Consider the following 11,765-nt stretch of genomic DNA (forward strand, 5'->3'; position numbering starts at 1 on the left):
CATGTATTTATTGTGGGATTAGAAGAAGATTTGTTTCCAAGTGCAATGAGTTTGAATACGCGAAGCGAATTAGAAGAAGAACGTCGATTATTCTACGTAGCCTTAACGCGTGCCGAACAACAAGCGTATTTAACGTATGCGCAATCGCGTTACCGTTGGGGAAAACTCACCGATGCCGAACCTTCGCGATTTATTGAAGAAATCAAGGATGAGTATTTAGAATATATCAATCCAATGGATACTGGATATCGTTATAAACCAAGCATGGATTTGGATATTTTTGGCGATGTGGATAAATCCAAACTGCGATTAGCGAAACCAGTTGATGGTATTCCACCAAAAAAATATGGTAACGAACCCATTCCCTCAGCAAATATCCGTAAATTGAAACCTGTTGGCAATGCACCAACAAATACTAATTTGTTTGATAGCAAACTAACTGTTGGCAATGTCGTGATGCATGAGCGATTTGGCAAAGGTGAAATTGTTAACCTTGAAGGCATTGGCGCAGATAAAAAAGCCGAAATAAAGTTTGAAGTAGGCGGAATTAAGAAGTTGTTACTTCGATTTGCCAAGTTGGATGTCATATGATAATAAAATAGTTTAAAGTTGTTTAAAATGATTTAAAACCGTTTAACAAATCAACTTTAAACTATTAAACAATTTTAAACTTTTAAACTAATTAATGGCCGAATTCATCAAAATATACGAAGACAAACCCAGCGAAACTTCCATCAAAAAAGTAGTCGATGTATTGCGTAATGGCGGCTTGGTGATTTATCCAACGGATACTGTTTATGGTTTGGGTTGTGATATTACCAATACTAAAGCGTTGGAGCGTATAGCTAAAATAAAAAACATCAAACTTGAGAAATCCAACTTCTCTTTTATTTGTCATGATTTAAGCAATTTATCCGATTACGTTAAACAAATTGACACTGCCACTTTCAAGATTTTAAAACGAGCTTTGCCTGGACCTTACACCTTTATTTTACCAGGCAATAACGATTTGCCCAAAGAGTTTAGAAAGAAAAAAACAGTCGGTATTCGGATTCCCGATAACAATATTGCACTGGAAATCGTCAGAATGCTGGGCAACCCAATAGTTTCCACTTCCATTCATGATGAAGATGAGGTATTGGAATATTCGACCGATCCAGAACTTATTTTTGAGAAATGGCAAAACAAAGTAGATTTAGTTATCGATGGTGGCTATGGCGATAATGTGGGTTCAACCATCATAGACTTATCAGGTTATGAACCAATTGTAGTTCGAGAAGGAAAAGGGGAAATTGATATTTTTTAGTTATGAAAAAAATCTTCACAATTTTATTTTTTGGTTTGCTATGCAACCTTTCTTTCTCTCAGTACTTGAAAGGCAGAGTTGTAGATGCTTCAAACCAACCCTTGCCAAGTACATCAGTTTATTATGACGGTACAACATTAGCAACACTTACCAATGAGAACGGAGAATTTGTTTTGGCATATAATAGCAAATTAAACCGGCCACTTGTTATAAGTTATATTGGTTATCAGACAGTTTATATTCAACAATATTCTCCAGACCAACCATTGATAATTCTAATGGAGGTATTAGAAAACAAGCTCAGAGAAGTCGTTATTAGGAAAGATCGATTTTCGAGAAAAGAGAAAATGAAAATTTTTAAAGAGCGGTTTCTTGGGATAACAGATTTTGGGATGAAAACTGTTATTCAAAACGAAAAGGACATTGAGTTTGATTATGATGAAGAAACGTTTACTTTAAAGGCCTATTCAGAGAAGCCATTGATTATAATAAATCCATCATTGGGATATAAAATTACCTATGAATTGGTAGATTTTGAAACAAAATTTTCATGTTTAAGTATAAATTCTCATGCAATTTCACAAAGTTATTATGCTGGATTATCCCAATATGAGGAAACAAAAAACAGTTCCAAAATAGAAAAAAATAGGGAGAAAGCATATAAAGGATCTGTAGTGAATTTTTTTAGAAATTTAATTAATGGAGTATGGGGTAAAAATGAATTTCAACTTTTTGCGAAAGGATTTCTTACCAATCCAGCCGATCATTTTACCCTCACTTTTGAAAATGATAAATACAGGGTTGCTGTAAAAAATCAAAAATTAAATTCCAATTATATTGCTTCATTTGGTTTGTTGTATGATGGAGAAAAATCTCAAGTAATGTTTGCCACTGAAACCATCTATATTGATCAGTTTGGAAATAATATTAGTTTAAGAGATGTTACTTTTTCTGGAGCTATTTCAACTAAATCTGTAGGCGATTTGTTGCCATTAAATTATGGTATGTAAAATAAAACGTCCCGATTTTTCGAGACGTTTTTGTCTATTCTCTATGTTCTATATTCTATTCTCTTTATAAAAACTATTGTTTTGGATTTTTCATTTCTTTTTCTATCATTTCATAGAATTCATCAATTTTTGGAAGTACAACAATTCTTGTTCTTCTATTAATAGCTCTGTTATCGACTGAATTATTTTCAACTAATGGAATAAATTCACCACGACCTGCAGCAATCAATTGCGCCGGATTAACACCTAATTCTTTTGTCAATACTCTAATGATAGCAGTGGAACGTTTTACACTCAAATCCCAATTGTCGAGCAAAACACCAGTTCCAGTGTAAGGAACATTATCAGTGTGACCTTCAACCATACATTCAAATGTGGGTTTGTCATTAACAACTTTGGCCACTTTACCTAAAATTTCTTTGGCTCTATCGCTCACAGTATAACTACCGCTTTTGAATAACAATTTATCAGCAATAGAAATAAAAACTACGCCTTTTTCTACGTTAACTTCAATATCGGGATCCGAAATTCCAACAGAGCTTTTCAAACTTGTTACTAATGCTAATGTAACACTGTCTTTTTTAGTCAAAGCATCTTGCATTCTCGAAATTTTCAAATCCTTTTCTTTGATGGTTTCCAATGCTTTTTCAATATTTTGAGCACCTTTTGTAGACAAAACAGTCATCTCTTTTGAACTGTTTATTAATTCTGAATTGTTTTGCTTCAAATATTCAGCTTGTTTAGCAAGGGCATCTTTTTCAGAAAGGCATACATTCAGTTTTACAGTAGCGGAATTTAATAAATCTTGACATTCTTTGTTTTTTGCTTCTAATGCGGCAAACTGCTTCTTAGAAACACATGAAGTCAATGTTAAAAGAACTAACGAAAGGGCAACAATTACTTTTTTCATAAGGTAGAATGATTAAAATTTTAACAAAATTACGAAATATTTTAGATTAAAAGAGATTAAATAAATGATAAACTCTTGTTAAAATAGCTTTTCAAAAATAGTGCCGTTCTTCACGAAGTACTTGTAAACAATACTTTTGATGTAATAATAATTTTCAGATTGGGGTGCCTTCCTTTTCTTCAATGTTTTGTTTATTAAATGATAATAGTGAAAATGAGCTTTAATAATTACCCAAAAATGATTAAATTTTCCTTTAAAAAGAAATTGTATTCCAGCTAAGCCATCGAGCAAAAGACGCACAAAAATAATAGAAGCCAATTTGTGTTTTGGTAAATTCTTAGTAAGCATCAACAACGAGTTTCTAAAGTTTAAGAATGTCTTTTTCGGATTACTCTCTTTTAAAGTTGCTCCACCAATATGATATATTACCGATTTTGAAGTATATTTCGCTTTGTAACCCATGTTAAAAGCACGCCAACACAAGTCAATCTCTTCCTGATGCGCAAAGAAATCACAGTCAAAACCATTTAGTTTTCGATAAATTTCTTTCCGAATAAAAAAACAGGCACCACTAGCCCAAAAAATTTCGGTTTCGTCATCATATTGTCCGTTGTCTTTTTCAATCGTATCAAAAATGCGCCCACGGCAAAACGGATAACCATATTGGTCAATAAAACCTCCGGCTGCACCAGCATATTCAAAGTACTCCTTGTTTTTATAATCCAGTATCTTAGGTTGAATGATACTTACATTGAGTTCTTTATCAAAAACAGTTAGGATAGGAGAGAGCCAACCTTCGGTTACTTCTACATCAGAGTTTACCAAGGCATAATAATCCTCTTCCACCTGCTGCAACGCCACATTATATCCTTTGGCAAAACCATAATTGCCATCATTTTGAATAATATTTACCGAAGGAAACTTTGTTTTCAACACTTCAATAGAGCTGTCAGTAGAAGCATTGTCAACAACATAAATAGTAGCAACATCTGAATGCTCAATAACCGAAGGCAAAAACTGCTCTAACAGTTTCGCTCCATTCCAGTTTAGTATTACGACGGCAATTTTTTTCAAGTCTATTTGGTTTTATGATTTATGGTTTGATTTGGTTTAATGTGGTTTAAAGTTGTTTACTATTGTTTAGTTTTTTAAAAACTATATCTTTTCCTATACTTTTTGTATTAACAAACATCAATCAGACTTAACAGGTTTTGGAAAGCTGTTAGGACTAAAAAAAAGGCAACTCTTCCAAAAAAATATAGGTTTCTTTTTCAAAATCCATTTGGCAAAAGTAATGATTTAGACCATTAGTTACCATCAAAAATTGTGCGTTAAGTTTCAAGTTATAACGTGCAATTTGATCAAAGGTTTCTTGTGTTATTTTTACATCAGGCGATTTGCATTCAATCAATAAAAAAAGTTCGCCATTGGGTTTAAAAACAACAATATCATAACGTTTATTGAGGTCATTTACCTTAATTAGTTTCTCAACATTGATATACGATTTTGGATATTTTTTCTCTTGTAATAAAAATTGAACAATATGTTGACGCACCCATTCTTCGGGTGTAAGAATGATAAACTTTTTCCTGATGTCATCAAAAATAGACACTTTATTTTCACTATTTTTGAAGCGAAAGTTATAGGAAGGAAAGTTGAGGTTTTGCATTATTAATGTTTATTGTTTTTGGTTTATAGTTTATTGTTATGGCGAAGATATTAAAATTTGAGGATTTAGAAATTTGGCAACAAGGAAGAGCGATTTGTAAATTTGTTGAATGTTTATTTGAAGAAACAAATTTAGGTAAAAGATATTCATTGATGAATCAAATGGATAGAAGTTCAGGTTCTGTAATGGATAATATAGCAGAAGGTTTTGAACGAAATGGAAATAGAGAGTTCATACAATTTTTAAGTATAGCTAAAGGTTCTTGCGGCGAACTCAAATCACAAAATTATAGGGCTTTTGATAAAAATTTAATTTCAGAAGAACAATTTGAAAAATTGAACGTCATGACCGATGAATGTAAAAACCGAATAGCAGCCATGATGAATTATTTAAATAACTGTGAGATTAAAGTTTTAAAGTTTAAATAACAACAAAACAAAAACTATAAACCACAAACATACAATGGACGAAGTACTAAAAATAATCAACGATATCAAAGCCGGTAATATCAAACCTATTTATTTCCTGATGGGAGAAGAACCGTATTATATAGACCGAATTACCGAATATTTGGAAAACAATATTTTATCTGAAGCCGAAAAAGACTTCAATCAAATAGTAGTGTATGGCGTAGATACTACCGTTGAAGATATAGTAGCGAATGCCAAACGTTACCCCATGATGGCTGAGCGCCAAGTGGTAATTGTGAAAGAAGCGCAAAACTTGGTTAAAACTATTGACAAACTTGAATCCTATGCTGAAAATCCACAACCTACAACGGTTTTGGTTATTGCCTATAAATATAAATCACTTGACAAACGTAAAACAGTCTATAAAACCATTCATAAACACGGATTGGTATACGAAAGCAAAAAGATGTATGAAAACCAAGTAGGACAATGGATTTCCCGAGTATTACAAGGCAGAGGTTACAGCATAGAACCCAAAGCTAACGCTATGCTTGTAGCTTTCTTAGGCAATGACCTAAGCCGCATTGCTAATGAACTTACCAAACTAGAGATTATATTACCCAAAGGAAGCACCATTACGCCCAACCATATTGAAGAAAATATTGGGTTTAGCAAAGACTTTAACATCTTCGAATTTAGGAAAGCCATTGGCGATAAAAACCAATTAAAGGCCTACCAAATAGCCGAATACTTTGCTCAAAACCAAAAAGAAAATCCAATGGTCTTAATTAACGGACAAGTATTTTCATTCTTCTCTGGCTTGTTGCTATACCACGGATTAAAAGACAAGTCTCCATCCAATGTTGCCAAAGTCCTACGAGTAAGTCCTTATTTTGTAAACGATTATATTGGTGCTGCAAAAATTTATCCAATGCGAAAAGTGAGCAGTGTCATTGCTACTCTTCGCGATATTGATGTGAAAAGTAAAGGAGTAGGTGCAAATGCTTTACCACCGAGTGATATGTTAAAAGAAATGTTGGTGAAGATTTTTAATTAAAGTGGTAATATTTTTTGTTTAAGAACATTTCTAAAATAGTGATCTCTTGGGAAAAACGTTAAAAGTTAGAAAGAACAACTGTTTCATCATGTTTTTATTTTTTTACACCTCCAAATTAAACTGAGAAGAAATGAATTCGGACAATTTGTAATCTAAAGCAGTTATAGCATTTTTATCATAAGTGAATAACTTGATTTCAACAGTGAACGCTTTAAAAATTTTATAGTCGGGATGATGATGCATTTTATCTGCTTTTTTGGCTATTTTCAATACAAATTCGGCCAAATCTGTTTGCGATTTAAATTCAAAGGTGTTGACTAGTTTTCCGTCTTTAGTAATCCATTCCATAATTTTAGTATTTACCGTTTAGTAATTCACCACCAATAGCAGACTTAGCTTCAATACCCATTTTCTTCATCATTTCATAAGTCGTACAAACGGCAGCCGAAGTTACCGGAATGCCACATTCCGCTTGGATTAAATCGACAGCTTCTAACGACGGCATTTGCACACAAGCCGAAACGACTAATACATCCACATCAGTTAAATCCAGTTGCTTATATATTTCCAATAAATTCATCGGGTTTTGTGCTGCCACTTCGAGGTTATCGGGAATTTCAAGGGCAATACTTTGTTTTACTTTTATTCCCTGATGTTCAATATAATCTACTACCATATCGGTTAACGGACGCATGTAGGGTGTGATAATTGAAATTTGTTTGGCGCCTAGAACTTTTAAGCCATTTATCAATGCACCAGCGGAAGTAACAATAGGCGTGGGAAAATCATTGGCAACAGTTTCCTGATGTAAATTTACTTCGGATACACAATGATAGCTGCGACCCATACTCATAATAGCGACCAAACACGCATAACCCATCACATCAACATGAGCATCTGAAAGTTCTTGAGCGCATTTTAAACTCATCGCATCCATGGCTTCTAATTCTTCTTTGGTTACTTTTTTCATGCGCATGCGGCTACTGTGAAACGTAAAGCGTTCTGGTAATATGCTCTCTCTGGCTCTGAAAATAGCTGGAATTTCAGTTTCCATAGTCACATTAGAGGAAGGAACGATTTGACCTATTTTGTATTTTTTCATATCATCAAATTTCAAAAACTTTAGCAACCGAAAGTAGAGAAAATAATTGATTCAATTTAAATTATTAATTAATTTTGCATATTTGGACTGAATTATACTGAGTTCGATTTAAAAAAAAATACTTTTTATAAACTTAAATAAATAGTCACAGTTCAATAACCACTTTGCGTTAAACAATAAGATAAAAAAAACTCCAAATTGCTTTGGAGTTTTTTATTTTATAAAAGTACGTTTTTATTCTTCCATAGTATGATACACGTTCATCACGTCATCATCTTCTTCAATTTTTTCGATTAGTTTTTCAACATCAGCCATTTCGGATTCATCTAGTTTTTTGGTTATTTGTGGAATTCTTTCAAATCCTGAGGATAAAATTTCAATGCCACGACTTTCCAATTCCTTTTGAATAGCACCAAAACTCTCAAAAGGGGCATAAATCAAAATTCCGTCTTCGTCGGCAAAAATTTCTTCAGCACCAAAATCAATGAATTCTAATTCCATTTCTTCAATATCGATGTTGTTATTTGGAATTCTAAAATTGCACGTGTGATCAAACATAAATTCTACTGAACCTTGTGTTCCTAGAGTTCCGTTGCATTTGTTAAAATAACTTCTAATATTGGCTACAGTTCTATTGTTATTGTCTGTGGCGGTTTCGATTAATAATGCAATACCATGTGGAGCATAACCTTCAAAAAGTTGTTCTTTATAGTTAGCAGTATCTTTATCAGTAGCTTTTTTAATGGCTCTTTCTACATTTTCCTTCGGCATATTAGCCGATTTTGCATTCTGTATAACAGCTCTTAAACGAGAGTTGGCTTCCGGATTTGGGCCGCCTTCTTTTACTGCCATTACAATATCTTTTCCAATACGAGTAAACGCTTTAGCCATTGCTGACCAACGTTTCATTTTTCTTCCTTTTCTAAATTCGAATGCTCTTCCCATTACTATTAATCTAATGTTGCAAAATTAAGCGATATTTCTATTTTTACAAATCTAATTTAAAATCAGATTAGTCGTTTGGAATATGCCTTGAAATAAAATTATCTCCAATTGTATTTATAGAGTTTATATTCTTATTTTTTTCTTGAAAATTAGCATTGTTGGCTTTGTTGAAATTATCAACTTCTTTATTATATTGTTTGACCATTACATTGTAATTATCTATTTCTTCTTTGGTTCTGTCTTTGGCAGATTTTGCTTCTAAAGTATTTTTGGCATTTTCAAACTTATCATTAAACATTAAAAAACTTACTACATTTGGTACAAATTGCTCTGCCTCTTTTTTATAATATTCTAAAGCATCTTTGGTTGCATTTAAAAGCGAAGCGTCTTTTTGAAAAGGAGCAATGGTTTTTATTTTTTCTAAACCTTCATTGGCAAAAAGAAGTAAACTACTTGCATTTTGTTGAATTTTCCCTAAATCTTTGGCTTCAATTGCTTTTGATAAGTTGTTGTCAGTAAAATTAACTTTAAAGAAAATTAAATACAAAACCGTATGATAATCAAAAACTTCATTTGATAATTGCATTTTTTTACTTAAATCAGATTCTTCATTATTAATAGTAATGTTGTATTTAAGTGCAAATGCATTAAATGCTTTTTCCATATTTTCGTTTTCGGCATCTAACTTTTTATTAACCAAATCTCGAGTTAATAAATAAGCTTCCATAGCATCATAGGATTGTTCGGCAACTTCTTGCATGTCAATCAGTTTTTCATATTCTTCATTTAAGCTTTTTTTTCTAATGTCAAAAAAATGAACAGTTTGATCTCTATATTCAACATCACCTTTGTAGCCATTTGTTAAATTTTCAATTTTTTTACTCGAAACCTCAATACTTTTTATTAATTGTTTTCGGGTAGCATCAATACGACGCGCACTTTTAGAATGTGCCACCGCTTGTGTATATTTCCATGTGCTTTTTGAAATTTGAAGTTGTTCATTATTAATAAAGGTCAAATAATCAACAGGAGTTTTGAATTCTTGAGCTGTTAAACTCAAATTTGAAAGTAATAAGAAAACGGAAAGTAATTTTAGTTTCATAGTATATAATATTTGTTTTTTTAAGGTCTCCCGATAGCTATCGGGAGTAATCGCTAAATCTTCATTGGTGTTTGCTTACGCAAACTTCTTGTTAATGGCGATTTCATAATTTATTTTTTTAAATCGTTAATAATATTTAATGCTTCCACAATATGAATGTTGCTTTTTATGGCTTCAATCTTTTCTTTATTACTCGCCTTTAAATACTCATCAAATTGTTGGTATTCAATATCAACAGAATTGCGCTCAACATTTACGTTGTATTCCGTTTCATTTATCTTCTCAATTTCTTTCCAAAGTGATTTTATTTTATTGGCTTCATCGAAAACGTTGTTAAATTGCAATGTAATAGGAGGTAAATCCTTGTCAAATAATTCATTTATTTTTTCATTTAACTTTGTTATTGCCATTACTGATACATTTTCAGAAACTCTTTTTTCGCTTTTTTGAATGGCAGTTGCATTATCATTTATTACCAAATTGTATCGTAAATTTGATGAAATAACATCATTTTTTAAAGCTGTTGGATAACTATTTTCTCTTGGCATTTGTTTATCAAATAAGGAAGGAATCTGTACATCTGGTGTAATGCCAATAGTTTGGTTGCTTTTTCCCGTAATTCGATAGAATTTTTCAATGGTTAATTTTATAAATTCTTTGGGATTCGGACTTTCATCTATGGGTAATATGCGTTGCATTGATGCTTTGCCTAATGATTGATTTCCAACTATAACAGCACGATTATAATCTTGCATTGCGTTACTGAAAAATTCACTTGCCGATGCCGAAAATCCATTTATTAAAACTACCATAGTACCGTTATAAATTGTACCGCGATTAACATCTTTTAAAGTTTGCTTGTTTCCTTTGTTATCATCCATAATAGCTATAGGACCAATATCAATAAATAAACCTGTAAGTCGCATGGCTTCTTCCATCGAACCACCGCCATTATTTTCTAAATCGATTATAAGCCCATCGACATTGTCTTTTTGAAGTTTGTAAACTTCTTTAGCAACATCATCACTAACATTGGTTTTGCCGTCTTCAAATGTTGCATAGAAACTCGGAATTCTTATATAACCTGTTTTTTTTCCATCTTTTTCAATGATAAAACTGTACACATTATTTTGATAATCTTTCATAACTTTTTTTACCAAATCAATAGTATAAATTTCTCCACTTTTCTTCTTCAAAGTAAAATTAGCTGTCTTATAATCATTGGAACTAATTATTTCAGCTACTTTATTAATAGAGGAGCATGCAATATCAAATTCCTCATTTTTGGATTTTATTTTCAATACTAAATCACCAGCATCAACTTTCTCAGTAAAATAAGCAGAACTTCCAGGAATAATTTCATCAACAGTTAGTTCTTCTTTTTCATTTAACGAAAAATTCAATCCAAAAGTCATGTTGTCAGCACTCACCATAGATAAAAACGATGATTTTTCACTTTCCGAAAAATATTCGGTATGTGGATCAAAATAGGAGCAAAATACTGAAAAGAATTTGGAATTGAATTCAGTTCTTGATAGTCGATTACTTGAGGTTTTGCATGCATATGTTTCAAAAATCTTTGCTTTTGAAATTGCAGCTATTTTATCAAAATTAGCTACTAAAGAATCTTTGTTTTTACTTTTTCCTGCAACATCTTTTAAGACATCAAAAAGTAATTTTTTTTTGCATAAATTTTTCAATTCTTTTTCATCTTTAACAAAAGAAAAAGATTTTTTAGATAAACGAATGACTTCTGAACTAGAATAAGGAAATGGCTCAGACTTTATTGATGCAATAATTTTTTCGTATCGGTCTACTGCTCTAGTGTAGGAATTGTATATTTCATCTAAAAATGCACAATTCTTACTATTAATGTAATCGTCAATTTTGAATTCGTTTTTCTTTAAAACTGAAATTTCCGATTCAATAAAAATACTATTTTCATCATCAATTGTTTCTAAAAAAGATTTAAAAACATACACCGATAAACTATCATCAATAGTTTTGGGTTTGTAATGTTCTTCTTGAATTAACGTATTTATTTTTGACAATGTTTCACACGGATTTTTTTCGCTTTGTGCAAAAGCAAAAACAGGAAGCAAAGCAATTAATAAGTATATTTTTCTCAAAGCTACATTAATCAAGAATTATTATTTCTTATAAAACGGTAATTTTACCACTTTGGCAGCAATCTTTTTATCTCTAATCACAATGAAAATATCAGAACCAACAGCCGAAAACTCTGTTTTTACAT

The 11,765-nt window shown here is 31.8% G+C and carries 14 protein-coding genes; 5 read left to right on the plus strand and 9 right to left on the minus strand.

Annotation, left to right across the window (positions count from 1 at the left end):
* The 3 genes from ACK5ON_RS05745 to ACK5ON_RS05755 form a co-directional block, all read left to right on the plus strand.
* Positions 1-591: 3'-5' exonuclease (locus tag ACK5ON_RS05745; protein WP_409820734.1), on the plus strand; the 591-nt coding region annotated here is incomplete at its 5' end.
* Positions 592-685: 94 nt separating this feature from the next.
* The gene (locus ACK5ON_RS05750) at positions 686-1,306 is read left to right on the plus strand and encodes an L-threonylcarbamoyladenylate synthase (RefSeq protein WP_409820736.1); all 621 of its coding nucleotides are present in this window, start codon (positions 686-688) and stop codon (positions 1,304-1,306) included.
* A 2-nt stretch (positions 1,307-1,308) separates the two neighbouring features.
* Positions 1,309-2,316, plus strand: coding sequence for a carboxypeptidase-like regulatory domain-containing protein (locus ACK5ON_RS05755; RefSeq protein ID WP_396172964.1), 1,008 nt, complete (start codon positions 1,309-1,311; stop codon positions 2,314-2,316).
* Between the two features lie 73 nt (positions 2,317-2,389).
* On the opposite strand, the gene ACK5ON_RS05760 is transcribed toward ACK5ON_RS05755, so the two are convergent.
* The 3 genes from ACK5ON_RS05760 to ACK5ON_RS05770 form a co-directional block, all read right to left on the minus strand.
* On the minus strand, positions 2,390-3,226 hold the full coding sequence (locus tag ACK5ON_RS05760) for a flagellar motor protein MotB (RefSeq protein WP_396172963.1): 837 nt from the start codon (positions 3,224-3,226) through the stop codon (positions 2,390-2,392).
* A 78-nt stretch (positions 3,227-3,304) separates the two neighbouring features.
* Positions 3,305-4,300, minus strand: a complete 996-nt coding sequence (locus ACK5ON_RS05765) for a glycosyltransferase family 2 protein (RefSeq protein ID WP_396172961.1) — start codon at positions 4,298-4,300, stop codon at positions 3,305-3,307.
* 154 nt (positions 4,301-4,454) lie between these two features.
* Positions 4,455-4,895, minus strand: a complete 441-nt coding sequence (locus ACK5ON_RS05770) for a type I restriction enzyme HsdR N-terminal domain-containing protein (RefSeq protein WP_396172960.1) — start codon at positions 4,893-4,895, stop codon at positions 4,455-4,457.
* Positions 4,896-4,933: 38 nt separating this feature from the next.
* Between ACK5ON_RS05770 and ACK5ON_RS05775 the strand changes: the two genes are divergently transcribed.
* Positions 4,934-5,323 carry a four helix bundle protein gene (locus ACK5ON_RS05775; protein WP_409820739.1) on the plus strand — a complete coding sequence of 130 codons (390 nt, stop codon included), beginning with the start codon at positions 4,934-4,936 and terminating at the stop codon, positions 5,321-5,323.
* A gap of 34 nt (positions 5,324-5,357) precedes the next feature.
* The gene (holA, locus tag ACK5ON_RS05780) at positions 5,358-6,362 is read left to right on the plus strand and encodes a DNA polymerase III subunit delta (protein ID WP_409820741.1); all 1,005 of its coding nucleotides are present in this window, start codon (positions 5,358-5,360) and stop codon (positions 6,360-6,362) included.
* 102 nt (positions 6,363-6,464) lie between these two features.
* Here holA and ACK5ON_RS05785 read toward each other — a convergent pair whose 3' ends face one another.
* The 6 genes from ACK5ON_RS05785 to ACK5ON_RS05810 form a co-directional block, all read right to left on the minus strand.
* Entirely contained in the window at positions 6,465-6,710 is a 246-nt protein-coding gene (locus ACK5ON_RS05785) for a 4a-hydroxytetrahydrobiopterin dehydratase (protein ID WP_409820743.1), read from the minus strand.
* A gap of 4 nt (positions 6,711-6,714) precedes the next feature.
* Entirely contained in the window at positions 6,715-7,464 is a 750-nt protein-coding gene (locus tag ACK5ON_RS05790) for an Asp/Glu racemase (protein ID WP_409820746.1), read from the minus strand.
* A 234-nt stretch (positions 7,465-7,698) separates the two neighbouring features.
* Entirely contained in the window at positions 7,699-8,409 is a 711-nt protein-coding gene (locus ACK5ON_RS05795) for a YebC/PmpR family DNA-binding transcriptional regulator (RefSeq protein WP_409820748.1), read from the minus strand.
* 67 nt (positions 8,410-8,476) lie between these two features.
* Positions 8,477-9,511, minus strand: coding sequence for a hypothetical protein (locus ACK5ON_RS05800; RefSeq protein ID WP_396175463.1), 1,035 nt, complete (start codon positions 9,509-9,511; stop codon positions 8,477-8,479).
* Between the two features lie 110 nt (positions 9,512-9,621).
* Positions 9,622-11,640: a S41 family peptidase gene (locus ACK5ON_RS05805; RefSeq protein ID WP_409820751.1), complete on the minus strand. Its 2,019-nt coding sequence runs from the start codon at positions 11,638-11,640 to the stop codon at positions 9,622-9,624.
* A 21-nt stretch (positions 11,641-11,661) separates the two neighbouring features.
* Positions 11,662-11,765, minus strand: a 104-nt coding sequence (locus ACK5ON_RS05810; RefSeq protein WP_409820753.1) for a glycine cleavage T C-terminal barrel domain-containing protein, incomplete at its 5' end; no start/stop codon positions are given.

The sequence above is a fragment of the Flavobacterium sp. genome (genome assembly GCF_046317795.1).
Taxonomy (GTDB): Bacteria; Bacteroidota; Bacteroidia; order Flavobacteriales; family Flavobacteriaceae; genus Flavobacterium.